Below are 24,059 nucleotides of genomic sequence, written 5' to 3'. Positions count from 1 at the left end.
GTCGGTTGCTGTCGTTGCTGTCGGGGTTTCCGGCCGGCCGGTCCGCCGGGTCAGGAGGTCAGGAAGCCGCCGTCGACCACCAGCACGGAGCCGGTGACGAACCGGGCGGCGGGAGAGGCCAGGAAGACGACCGCGTCGGCGACCTCCGCCGGCGAGGCCCACCGTCCCAGCGGGGTGCGCGCCCGGATCGCCTCACCGGCGTCCGTGCGTTCCAGCGCGGCGGTCAGCGGCGTGCTCACCCAGCCGGGGGCGACCGCGTTGACCCGCACTCCCGCCGGACCGTAGGCGCCGGCGAGCGCCTTGGTGAGCTGGGTCACGCCACCCTTGCTGGCGCTGTACCCCGGCACCCGGGGCCCGGCGATGAAGCTGTGCATCGAGGCCGTGGTGACGACGCTGCCGCCGGAGGCCTCCAGCAGCGGCCGGGCCGCGGCGCAGGCGCGCATGGTGCCGGTGAGGTTGACCTCCAGCACCTCGGCGAACACCGCCGGGTCGTGCTCCACGTCCCGCTTGATCACCCCCGCGCAGGTGACCAGGGCATCCAACCGGTCCAGCGACCCCACCAGGTCCGTCAGCCCCCCGGCGTCGGTGACGTCCAGCTCGGCGGTGGTCACCCCGGCCGGCGGGCTCGCGGCCTCGCTGGCCAGTCCCGCGGCCACCACCTCGGCGCCGAGCGCCGCGAAGGCGGCTGCCACGGCGGCCCCGATCCCGCTGGTGCCGCCGGTGACCAGCACCTGCTGCCCGGCGAAGAGGTCGGCGCGGTAGGTGCGCAGCAGCGCGTCGGTGTCGGTGGTCCGCATCACGGGTGCGCCTCCTGCCGGGAGCCGGTGACGAGTGGGCCGGTCTCCAGGGCCTCCAGCGCGGCGCGCAGCCGGCCGGCCGTCACCCGGGGCGTGGTGTGGCGGGCGTGCGGGGAGGCCAGCGTGCCCTCCACCACCGCGTCGGCGTCCGCGTCGGTCAGCGGTGGCAGTCCCAGGTCGGCGGGCGACCGCGGCAGACCGAGCGCGTCGTAGAGGGCGGTGACCTCGGCGAGCCGCTCCGGCGGGGCGCCGGTGGCGTGCAGCTGCACCAGCAGCCCGAGCGCGACCTGCTCGCCGTGCAGCGCGCCGGCGGCCCCGGGAAGGCGGGACAGCCCCCAGGTCAGCGCGTGCGCCAGCGACAGTCCGCAGGCCTCGAACGCCACGCCGGACCAGAGCGTGGTCGCCTCCACCACCTGCTCGAAACCGGCGGCATCGGCCTCGGCGGACTCGGCGGTGTCGGACGCGCTGGTGCCGGCGACGGCGTCGTCCGCGCCACGGCGGGCGGCCTGGACGTGGCGCAGCGCGCCGGGTCCGTGCTCGCGCAGGGTGGGCTCGATCGCCTCGGCGGCCATCAGCGCGAGCCGGGAGGGAGCGCCGCCGAGCAGCGCGCGGCCGCCACTGGCTGCTACCTGGCGGGCCTCGTCAGCCTTGGAGAGCGCGTCGCCCATGCCCGCCCGCAGCAGCCGGACCGGGGCGGTGGCCATCAGCGTGGTGTCAGCGGCCACGACCACCGGACCGCGCGGCAGCACCCGCGGCCCGAGCAGCCGGTGGTCCTCGTCGTAGAGCACCAGCCGCCGGCTGGTGGGGGCGTCGCTGGAGGCGGCGCTCGGCGCGCAGGCGACCTCGACGCCGGCGTGCAGCGCGGCGCCCTTGGCCAGGTCCAGCACGCTGCCGCCGCCCACGCCGACCACGCCCGGTGCCAGCGAGCGGGCAGCGCGCGCGCCGAGCCGGCGGACGGCGTCCTCGGTGCAGGCGGGGTCCACCTCCACCACCTCGCCGGTGCGCGGCGAGCCGGTCAGGGCGGCCAGCGCATCCGGGTGGTGCCGGGCCACGGTGGCGTCGACGACGACGAGCCAGCCGTTCCCGCCGGGCAGCTCCGCGGGTAGCCGTGCGAGCACGCCGGGCCCCTGCAGGTAGCTGCCCGGGAAGCCGGTGACCGTCGTCGCTGCCACGTGGCCACGGTAGGCCGGTACCGGCCGGTGCAGAACCCACCGGAACCGGATGCCCCCTATCCGGGAGCCGGGAGCACCCGGTCGCTGCCGGGCCCGGGGTCAGTGGTGGGCGATGGTGGCGTTGGCGTGGACCCGGTCGCGGATGAACCGGTTGGCGTGCGCGCCGAGGTCGGCACCGTCCTCCCAGAGGTTGCGCCAGATGCCCAGCGTCCGGGTCAGCGAGGGGGAGACCACCGCCGAGGAGAACGACTCGAACACGACCGGGCCGTCGTAGCCGATGTGGTGCAGCGCGCGGAACAGGCCGTCGAAGTCGACGTTGCCGGTGCCGAGGTAGCCCCGGTGGGACTCCCCGATGTGGACGTAGCCGAGCTCGCCGGCGGTCTCCAGCACGGGGGTGACCATGTCGGTCTCCTCGATGTTCATGTGGTAGCTGTCGAGGTGGACCCGCACGTTCCCGCGCGCCACCGCGGCGGCGAACTCGCGGGCCTGCCGGGCCGTGTTGAGCACGTTGGACTCGTAGCGGTTGGTGACCTCCAGGCTCAGCTGGATGCCGGCGGCGGCCGCGTGGTCGGCGACCCGGCCGATGACCTGCTGGCTGGTGGCGACGCCCTCCGGGGTGGCCGGCTGCATGTACTTCTGCATCGCGCTGTAGACGATGCCGCACAGGTGCCGCGCGCCCATCTCGGCGAGCGCGTCGACGGCCCGCAGCAGCAGCTCCTCCCCGGCGTGGGCAGCCTGCGGGTCGCCGCTGCTGATGTCGGTCTCCGGCGCCAGGCCCAGGCTGCCGCTGGCGGCCACACCGTGCTCGTCGAGGGCGGCACGGGCGGTGGTGGCGTCGAAGGTGGCCGGGTCCATCAGCGGGAACTCGACCAGGTCGAAACCGGCGGCGGCGGTCGAGGCGACCGCGTGCCGGATCCCGGCCGGGTCGTACTCGCCGGTCCACACCAGGCCGTGGCATCCGATCTGCATGGGTCTCCTCTGCTCAGCGTGGGTAGGGGTGGCCGTCAGCGGGCGTCGGCGGTGGCCGGCTCGTCCTCCGGCAGCGGCGGTTGCGCCCCGTGGTGCAGCACGCAGGCGGTCGCGGCTTCGGCGGCGGCCGTCATCGCCGCGCGGCGGTCGGCGCCGAGGACCAGCCGGGCGGCCAGGGTGCCGCAGTAGGCGTCACCGGCACCGGTGGTGTCGACGGGGGACACCTCCCTGGAGGGCACCTCGATCTCGCCCCAGCGGGAGCCGCGGGCACCGAGGGTGGTCAGCAGCGAGGGCACCTCGAGCCCGGCGCGGGCCAGCAGGCCGGCCTCGTGCTCGTTCACCACCACCGGGTCGCAGCCGGCCAGCACCTCGGCGGGCAGGGCGGCGTAGGGCGCCATGTTCAGCACGATGCGGGCGCCGCGCTCCCGGGCCCGCTCCACCGCCGCGATGATCACCTCGTGGCGCAGCTCCAGCGGCATCAGCAGCACGTCGTCGGGGGTGAGGTCGTCCAGCCGGTCCACGTCCGCCAGCGCCATCCGGTGGTTGGCGCCGGGGGCGACCACGATCATGTTCTCGCCGGTGGCGTCGTTGTAGATGATCGCGGTGCCGGTGGGCGCGTCGGGCACCACCTCCATCCGGCAGGTGTCCACCCCGAAGGCGGCCAGCCGGCGCAGGTACTCGTGACCCTGCGGGTCGTCCCCCACCTTGCCGATGAACACCGACGTCGCCCCGGCACGGGCCGCGGCCACCGCCTGGTTGGCACCCTTGCCGCCGAACCGGTACTCGATGTCCCCGGACATCACGGTCTCCCCGGTGCCGGGGTGGCGCTCCATCGGCAGGTGCAGGTCCTGACTGAGAGAGCCGAACACGATCACTCTGCCGGCCATGGGGCAGTCCTCCTCGTCCGCGCTGTCGCCACCCGGTGTCGGAGGCCAGGCTACCCCCGCTAGGCTGGCAGACATCGGAGGTCTCCTGGTGGGGCGTCCCCTGTGCCACCAGGAGACCTCCGTCCACGTCACCGCCCGGACCGTGACGGTCCTGCCCGCCCGAGCCGACGGAGGTGCTCATGGCGTCGCTGAAGTGGGGAGTCCTGGGGGCTGCCCGGATCGCCCGCGAACAGGTCGTGCCCGCCATCCAGCGCAGCGGCACCGGCGAGGTGGTCGCCGTCAGCAGCGCCAGCGGCCGTGCCGCCGAGTTCGCCGCCGCGGCGGGGATCGGGCGCCACTACGGATCCCACGAGGAGCTGCTGGCCGATCCCGAGGTGCAGGCGGTCTACGTGCCACTGCCCAACGCCGCCCACGCGGCCTGGACCGAGGCCGCGGCCACCGCGGGCAAGCACGTGCTGTGCGAGAAGCCGATCGTGCTCAGCAGCGCCGAGCTGGCCCGGGTCGAGGAGGCCGCGCGCGGCGCCGGTGTCCACGTGGCCGAGGCCTTCATGTACCGCCACCACCCGCAGCTGGCGCGGGTGCGCGAGCTCATCGCCGACGGCGCCGTGGGGGACGTCGTGGCGCTGCAGGCGCGGCTGCACTTCGCCCTCGAGCGGACCTCCGAACCCGACATCCGGCTCCGGGCCGACCTGGGCGGCGGCAGCCTGCGGGACCTGGGCTGCTACCCGGTGGACCTGTTCGGCACGCTGCTCGACGCGGAGCCGGACGAGGTGCGCGCGGTGGCCGTCCGGGAGGGCGCCGGCGAGCCCGACGCCGGTAGCGGCGTGGACCGTCGGCTGTCGGCCAGCCTGCGCTACGGCGACGTGGTGGCCTCGCTGGACTGCAGCTTCGACGTGCCGTTCACCAACACCGCGACCGTGCTGGGCACGCGCGGGCGGCTGTCACTGACCGACGCGTTCCGGGCCGACCGGCAGCTCGAGGGCGCCGGCACGCTGGTGCTGGAGCGCGACGGCGAGCGCAGCGAGGAGCAGGTGCCCGGCGACCAGTACGCCGCCGAGGTCGCCGCCTTCGCCGAGGCGGTCGCCGGTGCCGGCGCTGGCTCCGGCGCACGGGACTGGGACACCACGGTGCGGACCGTGCGCACCGTGGAGCGGATCGCCGAGGCCGCCGGGCTGCCCGGCGCCGGGACGGAGGGCCGGGCGTGAGCCTCTACATCGACTCCGCGGACCGGGAGCTGCTGGCCGAGCTGTGGCCCTCCGGCGCGTTCGCCGGCGTCACCACGAACCCGACCATCCTGGCGCGCTCCGGGCTGGGGCAGGCCGACCTGCCGGGCCTCTACCGGTGGCTGACCGCCGAGCTTGGCGTGCCCCGCGTCTACGCGCAGGTGCTCGGCACCTCCACCGCCGAGATGCTGGCCTCGGCCGGGCAGCTCGCCGCGCTCGGCCCGCTGGTGGTGAAGGTGCCGGCGACGTCCGCCGGGTTCGCCGCGGCCAAGCAGCTGGTCGCCGACGGTGCCGAGGTGCTGCTCACCGCCGTCTACCACCCGGTCCAGGGGGTCGCCGCCCGCGACCTGGGCATCCAGGGCGTGGCCCCCTACGTCGGCCGGATGACGGACGCGGGTCGCCGCGGCGTGGAGTCGGTGGTGGCCATGCAGCAGGCGATCGGCAGCGAGCCGACCCGCATCCTGGCGGCATCGCTGCGGTCGCTGGACGACGTGACGACGCTGGCGGCCGCCGGCGTCCCTGACTTCACGCTGGGCGCGGCGGTGGCCCGGGCCGTGGTGCAGGACGAGCTGACCGAGCAGGCAGTCACCGCCTTCGAGGCGGACGCCGCCCAGGCGGCCGCCCGGTAGCAGCGCCGTCGCCAGTGGCGCGGCCGGACGGGGAGCGACCCGGCAGCTGGGGAGTTCCTCCCGCGTCCCGGTGCCTGGGCGCGTGAGCAACTGCACACTCGTCCGCCTCGCTCACCGGATCCGGCCCGTGGGGCGTCAACGCGCCGCCACTCGCGCGCCTTGCTCACCACGTGAGGTCGCTCCGGTGCGAGCAGGCCGCTGACGGTCGCGGCCGGGCCTGTCGAGCCCGGCCGGTTCCAGGTGGCCTCAGACCAGTCGGACGATCGGCCGCGCCGGCTGTCCCTGGGCGGAGCGGGCGAGGCTGACCTCGAACCGGGACCGGTCGGCGCGGTGGAAGGCCACGAACGTCTCGATCGCCAGGTCGTCCTGGTCGTAGGTGACGTTGACCAGCGCCAGCACGGGGTCGCCGGCGGAGACCTGCAGGTCGCGGGCCAGCTTCGGGTCCGCGCTGCGGGCCTCCACCACCCGCTCGCTGCGCATCACCTCGTGGCCGTAGCGGTCCCGCAGCAGGTGGTAGAGGCTCTGCTCGGTGAGGTCCTGGCCGACCAGGTCCGGTGCGATCGCCTCGGGCACGTGGCTGACGGTGTGCACCCACGGCTCGTCGTCGACGAAGCGCAGCCGCTCCAGCTGCACGACCGGGCTCTCCGGGACCAGCTGCAGCCGGTGGGCGACGTCGGCGTCGGCCGGCACCACCTCCAGTCGGCGCACCTCGCTGCGCAGCGTGCGGCCCATCGACTGCACGTCCTCCCACAGCCCGTTAAGGGACTGCACCAAGCTCTGTGAGGTGCGCACGGGGGCCACGAACGTCCCGCGGCCCTTGCGCCGGTCCAGCACCGACTCGCGCTGCAGGTCGGTCAGCGCCTGCCGCACCACGGTCCGGGACACCCCGTAGCGCTCGCAGAGCACGTGCTCCCCGTCGAGCTGGTCGCCGGGGCGCAGCTGACCGCTGGTCACCTGGGCGCGCAGGATCTCCTTGAGCTGGTGGTAGTACGGCACCGGGGAGCTGCGGTCGATCACCGCGGGGATCGGTCCCGAGACCGGGCCGTCCGGTCTGGACGGTCCGGGTGTGCCGTCCGCGGTCACATCAGCCTCCTAGCGCGGCGGCCTCGGCTGCCAGCTGCTGGATCCGGTCCCAGTCGCCCTCGGCCACGGCGTCGTCCGGCGTCAGCCAGGAGCCCCCGACGCAGACCACGTTCGGCAGGGCGAGGTAGTCGCCGGCGTTGTCGGCGGTGACGCCGCCGGTCGGGCAGAACTCCAGGCCGGGCAGCGGGCCGTGCACGGCCTGCAGGTAGCGCGAGCCGCCGGCGGCCTCGGCCGGGAAGAACTTCTGGGCGAGGATGCCCTTCTCGCGCAGCGTCATCATCTCGGTGAGTGTGCTGGCCCCCGCGAGCACGGCGAGGCCGGTGCCGATCGCGGCGTCCGTCAGCGCGCCCGGGCTACCGGGGGTGACCAGGAACTGGGCGCCCCGGCGCGCGGCCTCCCACGCCTGCGCGGGGTCCAGCACGGTTCCGGCGCCGACGATGATGTCGGGCACCTCGGCCGCGATCCGCTCGATGGCGTCCATGCCGGCGTCGGTGCGCAGGGTGACCTCGATCATCCCGATGCCGCCGCGGCACAGCGCCTGCGCGAGCGGGACGGCGGCGTCGGCGTCGTGCAGCACGACGACGGGGATGACCGGGCTGACGCGCATCAGCTCGGCGCCGGTGGTGGGAATGGTGGGGTGAGTGGTCATCGCGTCGTCCTCCGATGGTCGGGTTCGGGCAGGTGGTGGGTGCCATGGTGGCCCGTGTCGTCGGCCCCGTCCTGCTGCCGCGCCTCAGCGGCCAGGCCGAGCCGGCGCAGCAGGGCGGTGTGGTCGCCGGTGCCGACCCCGGCCGGCCCGTCGTCGGGGTGGGGGGCTCGGCTGCCCGCCTCGACCAGCCGCCCGACCTGGACCCCGGCGGCGTCGACCCGGTGCTGGGCATCCCACGGCTCAAGGACGCCTACGAGGCGCGCCCGGACGGCTACCGGCCCGGGGTGACGGTGCCGGCGATCGTGGACACCACCACCGGCCAGGTGGTCACCAACCACTTCCGGCAGCTCACCGAGGACTTCGCCACGCAGTGGACCGCCTTCCACCGGGACGGCGCGCCCGAGCTGTACCCGCAGCAGTGGCGCGAGGAGATCGACGACGTGGCCCAGCGGGTCTACGAGGACGTCAACAACGGCGTCTACCGGTGCGGGTTCGCCGGCCAGCAGGACTCCTATGAGCGGGCCTACCACCAGCTGTGGGACCGGCTGGACTGGCTGGAGGAGCGGCTGTCCACCCGCCGCTACCTGGTCGGGGACCACATCACCGAGGCCGACATCCGGCTGTTCACGACGCTGGTGCGGTTCGACGCCGTCTACCACGGCCACTTCAAGTGCAACCGGCAGAAGCTGACCGAGATGCCCGCGTTGTGGGGCTACGCGCGTGACCTGTTCCAGACGCCCGGGTTCGGCGACACGGTCAACTTCGACCACATCAAGCGGCACTACTACGAGGTGCACCGCGACATCAACCCCACCGGGGTGGTGCCGGCCGGGCCGGACCCGCGTGGCTGGCTCAGCGCGCACGGCCGGGAGGAGCTGGGCGGCACGCCGTTCGGCGACGGCACCCCGCCGGGACCGGTCCCGCCGGGGGAGCAGGTGCCGCCGCTGGTGTAGCGGCCGGGCCGGCGGGCTCCGGGGCCACGGTCGTCGCGGGCGTGCCGGCCGGTGGCGTACCATCGTCGCCGTCATGACGACCGACACCAGCCCACCCTCGGTGACACCGACGGACGCCCAGCGCCCCGACGAGGACGGCGACGCGCTCGCCGAGTCGACCTCGGCCGCCTCGTTGGCGCGCACGGTGGCACGGTCGGCCCAGATCGAGACCGAGATCGACACCGACCCGGGCCGGTTCCGGGTGCTGACCGGTGACCGGCCGACCGGGCACCTGCACCTGGGCCACTACTTCGGCACCCTCGCCAACCGGGTGCAGCTGCAGCGCCGCGGCGTCGAGACGTTCGTGCTGATCGCCGACTACCAGGTCATCACTGACCGGGACGGGGTCGGCCCGATCCGGGAGCGGGTCTACTCGCTGCTGGCCGACTACCTGGCCGTCGGGCTGGACCCGGAGCGGACCACGATCTTCGCGCACTCGGCGGTGCCGGCGCTGAACCAGCTGATGCTGCCGTTCCTGTCCGTGGTCACCGACTCCGAGCTGCGGCGCAACCCCACCGTCAAGGCCGAGTACGACGCCACCGGCGGCCGCCCGATGTCCGGGCTGCTGCTCACCTACCCGGTGCACCAGGCCGCCGACATCCTGTTCTGCAAGGCCAACCTGGTGCCGGTCGGCAAGGACCAGGTGCCGCACGTCGAGCAGGCCCGGGTGGTCGCCCGCCGGTTCGACGAGCGCTACGGCCGGGTGTGGGCCGACCGGCCCGTCTTCCGCGCCCCCGAGGTGCTGCTGTCGCAGGCGGCCAGCCTGCTGGGCACCGACGGGCACAAGATGAGCAAGTCCCGGGGCAACACCATCGAGATCGGCATGGACGCCGACACCACCGCCGCCCGGCTCAAGAAGGCGGTCACCGACGCCGACCGGCACATCACCTACGACCCGGAGAACCGGCCGGAGGTGTCCAACCTGGTGCTGCTGGCCGCGCTGGCCTCCGGGCGCGACCCGCACGAGGTAGCGGCCGAGGTGGGCGACGGCGGGGGCGGCACCCTGAAGCGGGTCGCCACCGAGGCGGTCAACGAGCACTTCGCCCCGATCCGCGCCCGCCGCGCCGAGCTGGTGGCCGACCCCGGCTACCTGGAGGACGTGCTGGCCCGCGGCAACGCCCGCGCCAACGAGATCGCCGAGGCCACCCTCGACGAGGTGCGGCAGGCGATGCAGATGCGCTACCACGCCTGAGGACGGTCCGGCGTGCGCGTGGTGATGGCGGTCGGCCCGTTCGCCGACCCGCTGGAAGGGCAGCAGGCCCTCACCGGCCTGGCCCGCGGCTGGCGCCGGCAGGCCGGCCACGACACCGTCACCGCCCGGCTGCTGTCCGACGGCGGGCCAGGGTTCCTCACCGCGCTGGGCGCCGCCCTCACGCCAGGACCCGACGCCGCGGGCGGTCCGCCGGCGGAGGCGCCAGCGGCCGAACCGGCAGCCGAGGCCGAGCGGTCGGCGCTGGAGACCCCGCTGCCCGCGCCGCCGCAGGCGGTCGTGGTGACCGGGCCGACCGGTGACCCCGTCCCGGCCGAGATGCTGCTGCGGGACCACCGCAACGGGGCGGGACGCACCGCCTACCTGGAGGCGGCCCACGCCGCCGGCCGGCACCTGGTGGGTCCCGACCGGCTCGCGGACCCGGGCGCGCTGACCAGCCGCGGGGTGGGCGAGCTGGTCGCCGCCGCGCGGGACGCCGGCGCCACCCGCATCGTCGTGGGCGTGGGCGACCTCGCCTGCCACGACGGCGGGCTGGGCCTGCTGCAGGCGCTCGGGGCGGGGGCCGACCTCGCCGACCTGGAGGCCGTGCGCGAGGACCTGCTCGGCACCGAGCTGGTGCTCGCGGCGGCGACCGAGCTGCCGCTGCTGGGCTTCCACGGTGCGAGCGCGGCGCTCGGCAGCGAGCACGGCGTCGACCCGGTCACCACCCAGGAGCTGGAGCAGCGCACCGGCCGGCTCGTCGAGCGCGTCTCGGCGGTGCTGCCGCCGCGGCACGACCTGCTGACCGGGCGTCGGCTGCGGCCGGAGCGGGAGCCCTCGGCCGGTGTCGGCGGCGGCGTCGGCTACGGTCTGCTGCTGCTCGGCGCCCGGCGGGTCCCGGGGGCGCGGCTGGTGCTGGAGGCGGCCGGGCTGCCGGCCCTTCTCCGCGGCTCGCTCGTGGTCATCGGCACCCCCTCCTACGACTGGCGCAGCGTCCACGAGGGAGTCGTGCCCGAGGTGGCGCACGCCGCCCTGGACGCCGCCGCCCCCACCGTGGTGCTGGCCCGCTCGGTGGAGGTGGGCCGGCGGGAGGGGATGTCGCTCGGGGTGTCCGGCTCCTACGGCGCCCGCGACGGCGAGGACTGGGAGGACCTGGCCGCCCGGGTGGCCCGTACCTGGTCGCCGCCCCCACGCGGGTGAGCCCGGGCTGACCCAGCCGGTTCCAGCGCTGCCGGTGCCGCCATGTGGGAGCACCTGCTCCCGGGGCGTACGCTGGTGCGTGGGAACAACGGCGCGCCGACGAGGCGTTGCCTGCACGCAGCACTCCCGAGAGGACAGGACGCAGCGCGATGAGCCTTCAGGACAGCCCGACCACCACGCAGGCACCGAGCGACGCCGGCCACGGCGTCGTCCTCACCGACCTGGCCGCCGAGAAGGTCAAGAGCCTGCTGGAACAGGAAGGCCGCGACGACCTGCGGCTGCGGGTCGGCGTGCAGCCCGGCGGCTGCTCCGGCCTGATCTACCAGCTGTACTTCGACGAGCGCACCCTGGACGGTGACCTGCTCGCCGACTTCAACGGGGTGGAGGTCGTCGTCGACCGGATGAGCGCGCCCTACCTCGATGGCGCCACCATCGACTTCGCCGACACCATCGAGAAGCAGGGCTTCACCATCGACAACCCCAACGCGGGCAGCTCCTGCGCCTGCGGCGACAGCTTCGGCTGAGCCACGACCGGCGGGTCGCCACCCGCCGCCGCCACGGCACACCGCGGCCGGGTCTCATCGGAGGCCCGGCCGCGATAGTTTGCGCACGTGAGCACCTCCGCCGGCACGGCCCGCGGGCACTGCCGGGCACGGCCGCCCGAGCGGGGCTGACCGGCCATGCCGCTCGAGCCGCTGCCGACCGCGTGGGACCTCAGCCTGGAGCGCGCCGTTCCGGGGGAGGACCTGGTCGGCGTGGGCGCCGACCTGGAGCCGGGCACGCTGCTGGCCGCCTACCGGGCCGGGCTGTTCCCCATGGGGGTGGGCAGGCACGGCGGGCCGCCGATGGGCTGGTGGTCCCCGGACCCGCGCGGGGTGCTGCTGCCCGGGGACCTGCACGTGAGCCGCTCGCTGCGCCGCACCCGGTCCCGCTTCGAGACCCGGGTGGACACCGCGTTCGGCCAGGTGGTGGCCGGCTGCGCCGACCCCTCCCGGCCTGGTCGGTGGATCACGCCCGCCGTCGGCGGCGCCTACGCGCGGCTGCACGAGCTCGGCTGGGCGCACTCGGTGGAGAGCTGGCAGGACGGCCGGCTGGTCGGCGGGCTCTACGGGATCGCGATCGGCGGGCTGTTCGCAGGGGAGTCGATGTTCCACCACGCCACAGACGCGTCCAAGGCGGCGCTGGTGGGGCTGGTGCGGCTGCTGGAGGCAGAGCTGGGGGACCGGTGGCTGGTGGACGTGCAGTGGCACACCCGGCACCTGGGCTCGCTGGGGGTCCGGGAGGTGCCGCGCAGCCGCTACCTGCAGCTGCTGGGGGCGGCCCTGCAGCAGCCGCTGCCGCAGGTCTGGTCGGGTGCCACGCAGGAGCCACCCACACCGCGCATGCCCCGGGGGGCGAGGTAGAGTTCTCGGTGTCCTGTCAGGCCTGAAGGTGAGGTGTGCATTGCCACGGCCCGTTGAGCGTGCCCCCCGGCGCACCAGGAGATTCTCCCTGGTCGCGGCCGCGGTCGCAGCGGCCCTGCTGCTGTCCGGGTGCGGCGCCCAGCTGCAGCGCGGTTACCTACCCGAGCCGGTCACCGAGATCGGGCCCGACACCATCGCCTTCTGGAACGGCACCTGGATCGCCGCGCTGGGCGTGGGCGTCGTCGTGTGGGGGCTGATCCTGTGGTGCCTGGTGGCCTACCGGCGCCGCGAGCACGACACCGAGCTGCCGACCCAGGTGCGCTACAACGTGCCGCTGGAGATCCTCTACACGATCGTCCCGGTGCTCATGGTGGCGGTGCTCTTCGGCAAGACCGTTGAGCTGCAGAACGCCCAGTTGCACCACGACGAGGAGCCCGACGTCATCGTCAACGTCGTCGGCAAGAAGTGGTCCTGGGACTTCAACTACCTCAACGAGGACGTGCACGTCACCGGGACCCAGGCGATCGACCTGAGCAAGGGCGAGCCGGGGCTGCGGGAGACGCTGCCCACGATGGTGCTGCCGGTCGACAGCCGGGTGGAGTTCGTGCTGACCGCGCGCGACGTCATCCACTCCTTCTTCGTCCCCCAGTTCCTGCAGAAGCTGGACGTGATGCCCGGCCGGATCAACACCTTCCAGGTGACCACCACCGAGGAGGGGCGCTACACCGGCAAGTGCGCCGAGCTGTGCGGCGCCTACCACGCGCAGATGCTCTTCGAGGTCGAGGTGGTCTCCCAGGAGGAGTACCAGGCGTTCATCGAGCAGCAGCGCCAGTCCGGCCACGACGGGCTGCTGGGCAGCGAGCTGAATCAGTACGACTACTACAAGGACCCGTTCGGGGACGAGTTCGACGAGGACCTGAACCGGGTCCCGCCGGAGCAGAGGCAGGAGGACTGATGGCCACCATCGTCGGGCCGGAGACCCGTGGCCGCGTGGACGAGCCTCCCCGGAGCCCGCGCAAGGAGTCGATGGGCTCGCTGGCGGTGAAGGTGCTCACCACCACCGACCACAAGGTCATCGGCAACCTCTACTTCGTGACGTCGGTGATCTTCTTCATGCTCGCCGGCGCGATGGCGCTGATCATCCGCGCCGAGCTGTTCACCCCGGGGCTGGACGTCGTGGACAACCCCGAGCAGTTCAACCAGATGTTCACCATGCACGGCACGGTGATGCTGCTGCTGTTCGCGACACCGCTGTTCGCCGGGTTCGCGAACGCGCTGATGCCGCTGCAGATCGGCGCCCCGGACGTGGCGTTCCCGCGGCTGAACATGCTCGCCTACTGGCTGTACCTGTTCGGCGGCATGATCGTCATGGCCGGCTTCCTGACCCCGGGCGGCGCGGCCTCGTTCGGCTGGTTCGCCTACCAACCGCTGTCGGGGGCCGCGCACAGCCCCGGCCTGGGCGGTGACCTGTGGGTGATGGGGCTGGCGCTGTCCGGCTTCGGCACCATCATGGGCGCGGTCAACTTCATCACCACCATCATGTGCATGCGCGCGCCCGGCATGACGATGTTCCGGATGCCGATGTTCACCTGGAACGTGCTGATCACCTCGCTCCTGGTGATCATGGTGTTCCCGGTGCTGGCCACCGCCCTGTTCGGCATGGCCGCCGACCGGATGTTCGGCGCGCACGTCTTCGATCCCTCCAACGGGGGAGCGATGCTGTGGCAGCACCTGTTCTGGTTCTTCGGCCATCCCGAGGTCTACATCATCGCACTGCCGTTCTTCGGGATCATCACCGAGATCATCCCCGTCTTCAGCCGCAAGCCGCTGTTCGGCTACAAGACGCTGGTCTTCGCCACGGTCACCATCGGCGCGCTGTCGGCCACGGTCTGGGCCCACCACATGTACGCCACCGGTGCGGTGCTGCTGGAGTTCTTCGCGATCATGTCGATGCTGATCGCGGTGCCCACCGGCATCAAGTTCTTCAACTGGATCGGCACCATGTGGGGCGGGAAGCTGTCCTTCGAGACCCCGATGCTGTGGGCGGTCGGGTTCCTGGTGACCTTCCTCTTCGGCGGTCTCACCGGCGTGATCCTGGCCAGCCCGGCCCTGGACTTCCACCTGACCGACACCTACTTCGTCGTCGCGCACTTCCACTACGTCGTGTTCGGCACCGTGGTGTTCGCGATGTTCGCCGGCTTCTACTTCTGGTGGCCGAAGCTCACCGGGCACATGCTGCACGAGGGGATCGGGAAGCTGCACTTCTGGATGCTGTTCCTCGGCTTCCACGGCACCTTCCTCATCCAGCACTGGCTGGGCGCCGCCGGTATGCCCCGCCGCTACGCCGACTACATGGTCGGAGAGGGCTTCACCTGGATGAACCAGCTGAGCACCGTCTCCTCGTTCCTGCTGGGTGCCTCGATGGTGCCGTTCCTGTGGAACGTCTGGGCGAGCTTCAAGACGCCCAAGATCCAGGTGGACGACCCGTGGGGCTACGGCGGTGGCCTGGAGTGGGCGACCTCCTGCCCACCCCCGCGACACAACTTCGTCACCATCCCGCGGATCCGCTCCGAGCGCCCCGCGTTCGACCTGCACCACCCGGACGTGGCAACCATGGAGTCGCCTGAACCTGACAAGAACGTGATGGAGGAGCTGCTGGGCGGTCCGGAGACTGATCCCGCCGGCCAGACCGGGACCGACTCCGGCGGCCGCGAGGGTCACAGCGAGGAGGGTCGGCGATGAGGACCGAGATCAAGATGTGGGCCTGGTTCGTCCCGTTCTTCGTGGTGGTCACCTACATCTACGGCCACTTCACCGGCTGGAACGAGTGGGTCGGGATGACGGGACTGGCGCTGGCGGCGATCTTCCCGGCCTTCATCGCGGTCTACCTGTGGATGACCGCGCGGCGGCTGGACCCGCGCCCCGATGACAACCCGCACGGGGAGATCTCCGACCAGGAGGGTCCGTACGGGTTCTTCAGCCCCTACTCGTGGTGGCCGCTCTGGCTCGGGCTGGGCAGTGCCGTGGTGTTCCTGGGCCTGGCCGTGGGCTGGTGGATGGTCATCATCGCGGTTCCTTTCACGGCGATCGCCACCGTCGGCTGGACGATGGAGTACTTCAAGGGCGACAAGGCCGTCTGACGTTCACCGGCCGGGGCGTCCCCGCTGGTCAGTAAGGGTTGGCGAGCCTCAGTGAGGTTCGCCAACCCTTGCTGGTGCCCGGGTCGGCAGCGCACTACCGTCGGGCCCATGAGACTCAGCGACACGCTCCTGAAGACCTTCTCCGAGCAGATCACGCTGGAGCTGGAGTCCAGCATCGTCTACCTCCAGCTGGCGGTCATCCTCGACGGCCAAGGCCTGCCCGGCATGGCCGGGTGGATGCGCCACCAGTCCAACGAGGAGCGCGACCACGCGGGGCGCTTCATCAGCCACGTCACCGACCGGGGCGGCAGCCCGCAGATCGGCGCCATCGAGGCACCCACCAACCTCGGCGACTCCGTGCAGGACGTGTTCCGGGCCTCGCTGGCCCACGAGGAGAAGGTCTCGGAGTCGATTCGCAACCTCTACCGGCAGGCGCAGTCCGAGGGAGACATCGACTCGATGCCGCTGCTGCACTGGTTCATCGACGAGCAGATCGAGGAGGAGGCCACGGTCTCGGAGATCCTCGGCCGGCTGGCGCTGATCGGCAGCGACGGCGCCGGGCTGCTGCGGCTGGACGCCGACCTCGCGGGACGCGGCGGGGGCGGCCGAGACGGCTCCGAGTGAGCGGGCGGGCCCGGCGGCTGCGCCGGCCGCCGGGCCCGGCCGGCTCAGAACACCGGCTTGCCGCCGGTGACGCCCACGACGGTGCCGGAGACGTAGCTGGCCTCCCTGGGGGAGGCGAGGAACACGAACGCCCCCGCTAGCTCGGCGGGCTGCCCGGCGCGGCCGATCGGGGTGTCCCCGCCGAACTTCTCCAGCTTCTCGCCGTCCTGGGTCGCCGGCTGCAGCGGCGTCCAGATCGGGCCGGGCAGCACCGCGTTGACACGCACCCCGCGCTCGCCGACGGTGGCGGCCAGGTTGACGGTGAAGTTGTTGATCGCGGCCTTGGTGCTGGCGTAGTCCAGCAGCGTGGGGGAGGGCTCGAAGGCCTGGATGGAGCTGACGTTGATGACGCTGGCGCCCTTGTGCAGGTGCGGCAGCACTGCCTTGGTGAGCCAGAACATGGCGTACAGGTTGGTCTTGAAGACGCGGTCCATGTCCTCACTGCGCAGCTCCTCCAGCCCCGTGGTGCGGGCCATCTGGAAGCCGGCGTTGTTCACGAGCACGTCGATGCCGCCCAGCCCCTCCACGGCCTGCTGGGCGACCTGCTGGCAGGTCTCCTCCTCCCGCAGGTCCCCGGGGACCAGGACAGCCTTGCGCCCGGCCTTCTCGACCCACTGGGCGGTCTCCTCGGCGTCCTTCTGCTCCTCGGGCAGGTAGTTGACGGCGACGTCCGCACCCTCCCGGGCGTAGGCGATCGCCACTGCCCGGCCGATGCCGGAGTCACCGCCGGTGATGAGGGCACGCAGGCCGGCCAGCCGGTCGTGGCCGGTGTAGGAGGACTCGCCGTGGTCGGGCAGCGGCTCCATGCGGCCGGTCAGGCCCGGGGGCTGCTGCTCCTGGGCGGGGAACCCACCCTGCTCGTTGGCGAGCCGCTCGGCGTTGCGCACGATCTCGGGAACGAGCACGTCGTCATCACTGCGCTCTGGTGTCGTCATGGCTCCTGTCTAGCGTGCGGGGCAGGAGCCCGCATCCGCAGTCGCAGGCGTGCGGCAGGAGCGCGGGAGCAGCCGACCGGTCAGTCCCAGCCCAGCTCGTGCAGCCGCGCGTCGTCGATGCCGAAATGGTGGGCGATCTCGTGCACCACGGTGACGGCGACCTCCTCGACGACCTCCTCCCGGTCCTGGCACATCCGCAGCGTCGGCCCGCGGAAGATGAGGATCCGGTCAGGGAGGGTGCCGCCCCAGGTGGCGTCGCGGTCGGTGAGCGGGGTGCCGTCGTAGAGGCCGAGCAGGTCCGGCTCCTCGGTCTCCGGGGGTTCCTCCTCGACGAGGAACACCACGTTGTCCATCAGGCCGAGCAGCTGCTGCGGGACGGTGTCGAGGGCGTCGGCGACGGCTGCCTCGAACTCCGCCACCGACATGGGCAGCGGGCGGTCCGGGTGCTCCGGGCCGCCCGCTGCGTGTGGTGGCTCAGTGATCGTCGTGGTGCCGCCCGTGCGGCACCTCGCCCGGGATGGCGTTGACCGGGTCGCTGTGCTGCTCGATGGCCTCGATCGCCTCCTGCTCGCCGTGGTGGTGCGCCGCGGCCAGCTCGGCCGGGGTGACCGGCTCGACGCGGTCGGCGAAGTAGAAGTCCGACATGGACCGGCGCAGCCGGTGCGTCATCTGCCGACGCCGGCTGACGCCGCGCTCGTTGACGTCCGGACCCTCGGTGAGCGACAGCGGCCGGATGGGCTCGTACTGCACCAGCGGCCAGCGGGTGTAGGGGTCGAGCTCCTCGTGCTCCTCCTCGAACCGCCCCTCGGCCGAGCGCATGATGATGCCGGCCTCGCGGCCGTGCAGGACCTTGTCGCGGTCGGCGCGCTGCAGCGCCAGGCAGAGCCGCTTGGTGATCCAGAAGCTCACCACCGGGGCCACGAAGAACAGCGTCCGGAAGGCGATCGTGATGTCGTTGATGGACAGGTTGAGCTTGATCGCCAGGATGTCGTTCACCGTCGCCAGCGCCAGCACCGTGTACATCGAGATCGCCGCGACGCCGACCGCGGTGCGGACCGGGTTGTTGCGCGGCCGGTCCAGGATGTGGTGCTCGCGCTTGTCGCCGGTGATCCACTGCTCCACGAACGGGTAGACGCCCGCGATCGTCCACACCAGCGGCAGCAGCAGCAGCGACCCCAGGAAGATGTTGAAGCTCCACGTGGTGCCGAAGACGGTGAACTCCAGCCAGCCGGGGAGCAGCCGCAGCGCGCCGTCGGAAAACCACATGTAGAAGTCGGGCTGGGAGCCGGCGGTGACCTGGGTCGGGTCGTAGGGCCCGAACACCCACACCGGGTTGATCGCCACGAACGCCGAGATGAGCGCGGTCATGCCGAACACGATGAAGAAGAATCCGCCGGCCTTGGCCGTGTACACCGGCAGCAGCGGGAACCCGACGACGTTGTCGTTGGTGCGGCCGGGGCCGGGGTACTGGGTGTGCTTGTGCACCACGACCAGCATGATGTGCAGCGTGAACAGCCCGACGAGCAGCGCCGGCAGCAGCAGCACGTGGGCGATGTAGAGCCGGGGAATGATCAGCTCACCGGGGAACTCGCCGCCGAAGACCATGAACGTCATGTAGGTGCCGATGACCGGCGCCGACTGCATGAAGCCGGCCATGGCGCGGATGCCGGTGCCGGAGAGCAGGTCGTCCGGCAGCGAGTAACCGGCGAAGCCCTCGATGACGGCCAGCAGCGACAGCACCGTCCCGATGACCCAGTTGATCTCGCGGGGCTTGCGGAAGGCGCCGGTGAAGAACACCCGTGCCATGTGCAGCGCGATGCCGACGATGAACAGCAGCGCCGCCCAGTGGTGCAGCTGCCGGATCAGCAGCCCGCCCTTGATCTCGAAGGAGATGTCCAGGGTGGACTTGTAGGCCTCGCTCATCCCGACGCCCTGCAGCGGGGCGTACTGCCCGTCGTAGACGGTGTGGCCCATCGAGGGCACGAACCAGAAGGTCAGGAACGTCCCGGTGATCAGGCAGATGATCATCGAGTACATCGCGATCTCGCCCAGCAGGAACGACCAGTGGTCCGGGAACACCTTGTTGAGCAGGAACCGCATGCCCTTGGCCGCGCCGACCCGCTCGTCGGCCCAGCCGACTCCCGGCGGCAGGGTGGGCTTGGTGGGGGGCGCGCCAGCGGTGGTCCTGCCATGCCTGCGCAGGTGGTCCGCGCCCTGGGGCACTCGGGTCGTCGTCATCAGCCACGCTCCCAGTAGCTCGGGCCGACGGGCTCCTCGAAGTCACCCTCGGCCTGCAGGTAGCCCTCCTCGTCGACCGAGATCCGCAGCTGCGGCAGCGGTCGCTTGGCGGGACCGAAGATCACCTTGCAGTCATCGGTCATGTCGAACGTCGACTGGTGGCACGGGCACAGCAGGTGGTGCGTCTGCTGCTCGTACAGCGCCACCGGGCAGCCCACGTGGGTGCAGACCTTGGAGTAGGCCACGATGCCCTCGTAGCCCCAGTCGAGCTCCTTCTGGCTCCGGATGTCCTCGGGGTTGAGCCGGACCAGGATGACGGAGTCCTTGCCCTTGGCGACGAGCAGCTCGTCGGCGTCGAGCTCGTGCTCGGCCTCCTCGCCCACGAAGCCCTCGGGCATGACGTGGAACACCGAGCCCTGGGTGACGTGCTCGGGCCGGATCGGCGTCCCGGCCGGGTCCACCATCAGCCGGGTGCCCTGGCGCCAGTGGGTGCGGGCGAGCCGGTCACCCGGCAGCGGGCCGAGACCGCCGACCACCTGCACCGCCAGCGGCAGCGCGAACAGCGCCAGCGCGCCCCCGGCGGTGAACAGCAGCAGCGGGCGCCGGTGCAGCTGGGCACCGCGGTAGCCGTCGGACAAGATCTGCGCCGCGGCGTCCCTGGTCTCCTCGTCGGAGCGCTGCGGGTGCCGTTCCTCGGCGATCTCCTCGCCAGGCATGAGGGTCTTGGCCCAGTGCACGGCGCCGAAGCCGATCCCCAGCAGCGAGATCGCCAGCGTGAGGCCCAACGCCAAGTGGTAGAGGCTCATCAGGCCGATGCCGGGCACGTGACCGCGGGCCTCGGGGTCGATGGCGAAGTAGGCCACCAGGAAGCCCAGCGTCCCCAGGATCGACAGCAGGAACAGGCTCGCGACCTGGCGCTCGGCCCGCTTGGCCGCCCGCGGGTCCACGTCGGCTCGCCGCGGCGCGTGCGGGGGCATCCCCGGGTTCTCGAACCGGTCCGGCACCGCGAGGGAGCGGTCGGAGTGTCCCTCCGTCGTCGCCGGGACCGCCGTCCCGTGCGGGGTGTCAGGCAGGTTGCTCACTCAGGACGCCTTCCTTCCGAGCCAGACCGCCGCGCCGATGATCAACGCGATGCCGAAGGTCCACACGAACAAGGCGTCACCGGCCGGGCCGAGGGAGCCCAGGCTGTGCCCGCCGTAGCTGCTACCGCCCTCCTCGATGTCCTTGATGAAGGCGATGACGTCGCGCTTCTCCTCGGGGGTGATGTTGTCGTCGTTGAAGACCGGCATCGACTGCGGTCCGGTCTGCATCGCCTCGTAGATGTGGGCCGGCGTGACGTTCATCAGGTCCGGGGCGTACTTGCCGCGGGTCAGCGCCCCACCGGAGCCGGAGGAGTTGTGGCACATGGCGCAGTTGGTGCGGAACAGCTTGCCGCCGTTGGCCGGGTCACCCTGCGAGGCGTCGAGGTACTCCGGCTCGGGCACGTCCGGGCCCGGGCCGAGAGAGTGCACGAACGCCGCCATCTGGTAGATCTCCTCCTCGGAGAAGTTCACCGCGCGGGCATTGCGGGGCGCCTGGACGCCCGGCTCGGCCAGCGGCATCCGCCCGGTGCTGACCTGGAAGTCCACGGCCGCCGCGCCCACGCCCACCAGCGAGGGGCCGGCGGTGCCGTTGCCCTGGGCGTTGGTGCCGTGGCAGGAGGCGCAGTTGGCCAGGAACAGCTTGCGGCCGGTCTCGATGTCCTCCTCAGAGGCGTTGGCCGCCTGCTCCATCGGGTTGACCGGGGCGGCCGGCTTGAAGGCGGCATAGGCCGTGCCGGTCATGGTCAGGCCCAGCAGGAGCAGCACCACGAGGGCGATCGGGCTGCGCCGGAGCGCGGGGAGCTTAGTCACTCGGTCGTCCTCACTTCACCACGTAGATCGTCAGGAACAGGGCGATCCAGACCACGTCGACGAAGTGCCAGTAGTACGACGTGACCACCGCCCCGGTGGTCTGGGCGTGCGTGTAGCGCTTCGCGGTGAAGCTGCGCCCGATAATGAGCAGGAACGCCAGCAGGCCACCGGTGACGTGCAGGCCGTGGAAGCCGGTCGTCATGTAGAAGACCGACCCGTAGGCGTCGGAAGCGAGGGTGACGCCCTCGCGGATCAGCTCGGCGTACTCCCAGACCTGGCCGGCGACGAACACCGATCCGAAGATGTAGGTGAGCACGTACCACTCGCGCATCCCCCAGGAGGCGACGTTCAGCAGCGAACCGGTGCGGGCCGGGACGCCGGCCTCGGCCTTGAAGACGCCCAGCTGGCACCAGATCGAGGAGATCACCAGCACCGTGGTGTTGGCCAGCGCGAACGGGAAGTTCAGCATCTCGGTGCGCTCGGCCCACAGCTCGGGGGAGATCGCGCGGATCGTGAAGTACATCGCGAACAGGCCGGCGAAGAACATGATCTCGCTGGCCAGCCACACGATGGTGCCCACCGAGGTCATGTTCGGTCTGGTGACCGGCCCTTGCGCCGGCGCAACCCCCACGGGCAGTGAGTCGGCTGTCGCTGCTGAAGTCGTCGCCACGCAGCCATTATGGCCTACGGGGGAGCGGCGCGGACACCGACCCTTCCGGCCGCGCGTCGGGTGTTCCCGCAGGTAGGTACCATCGTGCGCATGACCGTTTCCACCACGACCGGGCAGCCCACCGAGACTCGTCGGATCCGGGTCCTGCTGTTCAGCGACGACCGCACGACGCGCGACGCGGTGCGCTTCGCGGTGGGTACCCGGCCCGCTCCGGACGTGGAGGTCGAGGAGTGGCACGAGGTGGCCACCCCCACGATGGTGGAGATGGCGGTCAAGGACGAGAGCAACCACTACGACGTCCTCGTCCTCGACGGCGAGGCCCAGCCCTACGGCGGGCTCGGGCTGTGCCGCCAGCTGAAGAACGAGCTGTTCGAGTGCCCGCCGGTCCTGGTGCTCATCGGACGCCGGGAGGACGGCTGGCTGGCCGCCTGGTCGCAGGCTGACGCCGTGGTGACCCACCCGCTGGACCACACGGCCGTGGCGGAGGCGGTCGCCCGGCTGGCACGCTCGTGACCGACGCGTCCGCCACCACCTGGCCGGACGTGCTCAGCCGGCTCCTCGCCGGCACCGACCTGTCCACCGAGGACGCCGGCTGGGCGATGGACCAGGTGATGTCCGGGCTGGCCACCCCGGTGCAGATCGCCGGGTTCCTCACCGCGCTGCGCGCCAAGGGGGAGACCGTGCAGGAGATGCGCGGGCTGGCCGACACCATGCTCGCCCACGCGCGCCGCTTCCAGGTCGAGGGCCCGGCTCTGGACATCGTGGGCACCGGCGGTGACCGTGCCCACACCGTCAACATCTCCACCATGTCCTCCGTGGTCGCGGCCGGGGCCGGGGTCCGGGTCGTCAAGCACGGCAACCGGGCGGCGTCCTCCTCCTCGGGGTCGGCGGACGTCCTCGAGGCGCTGGGCCTGCGGCTGGACCTGGAGCCGGTGCGGGTGGAGCAGGTGCTGCACGACGTGGGGCTGACGTTCTGCTTCGCGCAGACCTTCCACCCCTCGATGCGGCACGCCGGCTCGGTGCGCCGCGAGCTGGGCGTGCCGACGGTCTTCAACTTCCTGGGGCCGCTGACCAACCCGGGGCAGCCGCGCTACGCCGCCGTCGGGGTCGCCGACCCGCGGATGGCGCCCCTCATCGCGGGCGTGTTCGCCGGACGGGGTCGCACCGCGGTCGTGTTCCGGGGGGACGACGGGCTGGACGAGATCACCCCGAGCACCACCAGCCGGCTGTGGTGGACCCACGGCGGCGAGCTGGTCACCGCGGAGGTGGACCCCGCGCGGGTGGGCATCGGGCCATATCCGCTGTCCGCGCTGCGGGGCGCCGACGCGGCCCACAACGCCCAGGTCGCCCGCCGGCTGCTCGACGGTGAGACCGGACCGGTGCGCGAGGCGGTGCTGCTCAACACCGGGCTGGCGCTGGCGCTGGTGCAGGCCGGGGAGGCCGACGAGGTGCCCAGCGGCAGCGAGGACCTGCACCGGCGACTGGGCGAGGGCATCGAGCGCGCCGCCGACGCCATCGACTCCGGCGCGGCCGCCTCGGTCCTCCAGCGCTGGGGGAGGGCCACCGCCGGCTGACCGGTCGGCTGGGCCCGGCGGGCCCGCGGACGGGCGGCTAGTCGCCGTCCTCGAGGCCGAGCGCGAAGCCGGCCTCGAGGTCACCGGAGGAGTAGGTCCGGAACGCGATGTGGGTGTCGGTCTCCAGCACTCCCGCCACCTTGTTGAGCCGGTCGGCGATCACGTCGTGGAAGTCCTCGTGGCTGGCGACCCGCGCCACGGCGATGAGGTCGACGCTGCCGGTGACCGAGTAGACCTCGCTGATCCCCTCGATCTCGGCGATCTCCTGGGCGGCCTCGGGGATGCGGGCCACCTCGGCCTTGATCATGACGATGGCGGAAATCACGAGCCCCAGCCTATGTCACCCGGCCAGCGCACCGGGCGGCTGCGACAGCGGGCGTGCCACACCGGCGTCGGCGAACGGCTCGACCTCGCCCCAGTGGCGCGCCATCGGGTCCAGCTCCGCCCGTGCCCGGCCCGCACCACCGACCGGGCAGGTCCACGGCAGCGACGGCTCGCTCAGGTCGACCAGCCGGGTGCCCGGCGTCTCCAGCCAACGCAGCACCAGCTCGGTCTCCTCCGGGTGCGTCGCCGGCGCCGGCGGGCACGGCCGGGGCACCGCCTCGGCGCTGGCGCGCATCGCGGCGATCGCCGGCATCGGGTCCGCCCCCGGCGGGGTGACCGTGGTGCCGGCGAGCTTGCCGTACCGCACGCAGACCACCTCCCAGCCGCCTCCGTCGCGGCGGCGGGCCGCGGTCAGCTCGGGCGCCTGCGC

General features: G+C 72.5%; 26 protein-coding genes and 1 pseudogene. 13 read left to right on the top strand and 14 right to left on the bottom strand.

The genetic code is table 11. The annotated features are described in order from the left end of the window. Positions 1 to 50: 50 nt before the first annotated feature. The 4 genes from GFJ45_RS02625 to GFJ45_RS02610 form a co-directional block, all read right to left on the bottom strand. Positions 51 to 797, bottom strand: coding sequence for an SDR family NAD(P)-dependent oxidoreductase (locus tag GFJ45_RS02625; RefSeq protein WP_153393957.1), 747 nt, complete (start codon positions 795 to 797; stop codon positions 51 to 53). After that, positions 797 to 1,969, bottom strand: a complete 1,173-nt coding sequence (locus tag GFJ45_RS02620) for an iron-containing alcohol dehydrogenase (RefSeq protein ID WP_194288475.1) — start codon at positions 1,967 to 1,969, stop codon at positions 797 to 799. Before GFJ45_RS02620 ends, GFJ45_RS02625 begins: the two co-directional genes overlap by 1 nt. 99 nt (positions 1,970 to 2,068) lie before the next feature. Further along, positions 2,069 to 2,938 (bottom strand): sugar phosphate isomerase/epimerase family protein, encoded by an 870-nt coding sequence (locus GFJ45_RS02615; protein ID WP_153393842.1) that lies wholly within the window; start codon positions 2,936 to 2,938, stop codon positions 2,069 to 2,071. 35 nt (positions 2,939 to 2,973) lie between these two features. Further along, a complete protein-coding gene (locus GFJ45_RS02610) occupies positions 2,974 to 3,825 on the bottom strand; it encodes a ribokinase (RefSeq protein WP_153393840.1) in 852 nt (283 codons plus the stop codon). A gap of 179 nt (positions 3,826 to 4,004) precedes the next feature. Between GFJ45_RS02610 and GFJ45_RS02605 the strand changes: the two genes are divergently transcribed. Continuing rightward, positions 4,005 to 5,030 (top strand): Gfo/Idh/MocA family protein, encoded by a 1,026-nt coding sequence (locus tag GFJ45_RS02605; protein ID WP_153393838.1) that lies wholly within the window; start codon positions 4,005 to 4,007, stop codon positions 5,028 to 5,030. Then, complete coding sequence (locus GFJ45_RS02600; RefSeq protein ID WP_194288474.1) at positions 5,027 to 5,677, top strand: transaldolase family protein; 651 nt, start codon at positions 5,027 to 5,029, stop codon at positions 5,675 to 5,677. The genes GFJ45_RS02605 and GFJ45_RS02600 overlap by 4 nt, the downstream gene beginning before the upstream one ends. 246 nt (positions 5,678 to 5,923) lie before the next feature. Here GFJ45_RS02600 and GFJ45_RS02595 read toward each other — a convergent pair whose 3' ends face one another. Further along, positions 5,924 to 6,694: a GntR family transcriptional regulator gene (locus tag GFJ45_RS02595; protein ID WP_228386384.1), complete on the bottom strand. Its 771-nt coding sequence runs from the start codon at positions 6,692 to 6,694 to the stop codon at positions 5,924 to 5,926. Between the two features lie 67 nt (positions 6,695 to 6,761). Further along, positions 6,762 to 7,409, bottom strand: coding sequence for a bifunctional 4-hydroxy-2-oxoglutarate aldolase/2-dehydro-3-deoxy-phosphogluconate aldolase (eda, locus tag GFJ45_RS02590; protein WP_153393834.1), 648 nt, complete (start codon positions 7,407 to 7,409; stop codon positions 6,762 to 6,764). A gap of 14 nt (positions 7,410 to 7,423) precedes the next feature. On the opposite strand from eda, the gene GFJ45_RS02585 reads away from it, so the two are divergent. From GFJ45_RS02585 to GFJ45_RS02545, 9 genes are all read left to right on the top strand, one after another. Continuing rightward, positions 7,424 to 8,362: a glutathione S-transferase C-terminal domain-containing protein gene (locus GFJ45_RS02585; protein ID WP_153393832.1), complete on the top strand. Its 939-nt coding sequence runs from the start codon at positions 7,424 to 7,426 to the stop codon at positions 8,360 to 8,362. A gap of 73 nt (positions 8,363 to 8,435) precedes the next feature. Then, a complete protein-coding gene (gene trpS, locus GFJ45_RS02580) occupies positions 8,436 to 9,593 on the top strand; it encodes a tryptophan--tRNA ligase (RefSeq protein ID WP_153393830.1) in 1,158 nt (385 codons plus the stop codon). Between the two features lie 12 nt (positions 9,594 to 9,605). Continuing rightward, positions 9,606 to 10,790, top strand: coding sequence for a glycerate kinase (locus tag GFJ45_RS02575; RefSeq protein WP_153393828.1), 1,185 nt, complete (start codon positions 9,606 to 9,608; stop codon positions 10,788 to 10,790). Between the two features lie 149 nt (positions 10,791 to 10,939). Continuing rightward, complete coding sequence (locus tag GFJ45_RS02570; protein ID WP_153393826.1) at positions 10,940 to 11,314, top strand: HesB/IscA family protein; 375 nt, start codon at positions 10,940 to 10,942, stop codon at positions 11,312 to 11,314. Positions 11,315 to 11,470: 156 nt separating this feature from the next. Then, positions 11,471 to 12,193 carry a leucyl/phenylalanyl-tRNA--protein transferase gene (aat, locus tag GFJ45_RS02565; protein WP_153393824.1) on the top strand — a complete coding sequence of 241 codons (723 nt, stop codon included), beginning with the start codon at positions 11,471 to 11,473 and terminating at the stop codon, positions 12,191 to 12,193. 40 nt (positions 12,194 to 12,233) lie between these two features. Beyond that, positions 12,234 to 13,148 (top strand): aa3-type cytochrome oxidase subunit II, encoded by a 915-nt coding sequence (gene ctaC, locus GFJ45_RS02560; protein ID WP_153393822.1) that lies wholly within the window; start codon positions 12,234 to 12,236, stop codon positions 13,146 to 13,148. 71 nt (positions 13,149 to 13,219) lie between these two features. Further along, a complete protein-coding gene (gene ctaD, locus GFJ45_RS02555; protein WP_407670373.1) occupies positions 13,220 to 14,935 on the top strand; it encodes an aa3-type cytochrome oxidase subunit I in 1,716 nt (571 codons plus the stop codon). Then, positions 14,932 to 15,333 carry a cytochrome c oxidase subunit 4 gene (locus GFJ45_RS02550; RefSeq protein WP_153393818.1) on the top strand — a complete coding sequence of 134 codons (402 nt, stop codon included), beginning with the start codon at positions 14,932 to 14,934 and terminating at the stop codon, positions 15,331 to 15,333. Before ctaD ends, GFJ45_RS02550 begins: the two co-directional genes overlap by 4 nt. A gap of 108 nt (positions 15,334 to 15,441) precedes the next feature. Beyond that, a complete protein-coding gene (locus GFJ45_RS02545; RefSeq protein ID WP_153393816.1) occupies positions 15,442 to 15,957 on the top strand; it encodes a ferritin in 516 nt (171 codons plus the stop codon). Positions 15,958 to 16,001: 44 nt separating this feature from the next. Here GFJ45_RS02545 and GFJ45_RS02540 read toward each other — a convergent pair whose 3' ends face one another. From GFJ45_RS02540 to ctaE, 6 genes are all read right to left on the bottom strand, one after another. Continuing rightward, a complete protein-coding gene (locus GFJ45_RS02540; protein ID WP_153393814.1) occupies positions 16,002 to 16,931 on the bottom strand; it encodes an SDR family oxidoreductase in 930 nt (309 codons plus the stop codon). Positions 16,932 to 17,011: 80 nt separating this feature from the next. Continuing rightward, on the bottom strand, positions 17,012 to 17,356 hold the full coding sequence (locus GFJ45_RS02535) for a metallopeptidase family protein (protein ID WP_153393812.1): 345 nt from the start codon (positions 17,354 to 17,356) through the stop codon (positions 17,012 to 17,014). A 49-nt stretch (positions 17,357 to 17,405) separates the two neighbouring features. Next, the gene (gene qcrB / locus GFJ45_RS02530; RefSeq protein WP_153393810.1) at positions 17,406 to 19,169 is read right to left on the bottom strand and encodes a cytochrome bc1 complex cytochrome b subunit; all 1,764 of its coding nucleotides are present in this window, start codon (positions 19,167 to 19,169) and stop codon (positions 17,406 to 17,408) included. Continuing rightward, positions 19,169 to 20,251: a cytochrome bc1 complex Rieske iron-sulfur subunit gene (gene qcrA, locus GFJ45_RS02525; protein ID WP_407670372.1), complete on the bottom strand. Its 1,083-nt coding sequence runs from the start codon at positions 20,249 to 20,251 to the stop codon at positions 19,169 to 19,171. Before qcrA ends, qcrB begins: the two co-directional genes overlap by 1 nt. Further along, positions 20,252 to 21,061: a cytochrome bc1 complex diheme cytochrome c subunit gene (gene qcrC / locus GFJ45_RS02520; RefSeq protein ID WP_194288473.1), complete on the bottom strand. Its 810-nt coding sequence runs from the start codon at positions 21,059 to 21,061 to the stop codon at positions 20,252 to 20,254. 10 nt (positions 21,062 to 21,071) lie between these two features. After that, positions 21,072 to 21,731, bottom strand: a complete 660-nt coding sequence (ctaE, locus tag GFJ45_RS02515; RefSeq protein ID WP_456093919.1) for an aa3-type cytochrome oxidase subunit III — start codon at positions 21,729 to 21,731, stop codon at positions 21,072 to 21,074. Between the two features lie 90 nt (positions 21,732 to 21,821). Here ctaE and GFJ45_RS02510 point away from each other — a divergent pair, with 90 nt between their 5' ends. Both GFJ45_RS02510 and trpD read left to right on the top strand, forming a co-directional pair. Continuing rightward, entirely contained in the window at positions 21,822 to 22,244 is a 423-nt protein-coding gene (locus GFJ45_RS02510) for a PleD family two-component system response regulator (RefSeq protein WP_153393806.1), read from the top strand. Further along, on the top strand, positions 22,241 to 23,305 hold the full coding sequence (gene trpD / locus GFJ45_RS02505) for an anthranilate phosphoribosyltransferase (protein ID WP_153393804.1): 1,065 nt from the start codon (positions 22,241 to 22,243) through the stop codon (positions 23,303 to 23,305). The genes GFJ45_RS02510 and trpD overlap by 4 nt, the downstream gene beginning before the upstream one ends. Before the next feature lie 37 nt (positions 23,306 to 23,342). Here the strand turns inward: trpD and GFJ45_RS02500 are convergent, their stop codons facing one another. Continuing rightward, positions 23,343 to 23,630, bottom strand: coding sequence for an Lrp/AsnC family transcriptional regulator (locus tag GFJ45_RS02500; protein ID WP_153393802.1), 288 nt, complete (start codon positions 23,628 to 23,630; stop codon positions 23,343 to 23,345). A 15-nt stretch (positions 23,631 to 23,645) separates the two neighbouring features. Further along, a pseudogene (locus GFJ45_RS16230) lies at positions 23,646 to 24,059 on the bottom strand (DEDD exonuclease domain-containing protein); the annotation flags it as partial.

Origin of the sequence: Ornithinicoccus halotolerans (assembly GCF_009602535.1) — a bacterium.
GTDB lineage: Bacteria > Actinomycetota > Actinomycetes > Actinomycetales > Dermatophilaceae > Ornithinicoccus > Ornithinicoccus halotolerans.
The sequence above is the reverse complement of the archived record's forward strand: the minus strand, read 5'-3'. Positions and strand labels throughout refer to the sequence as shown.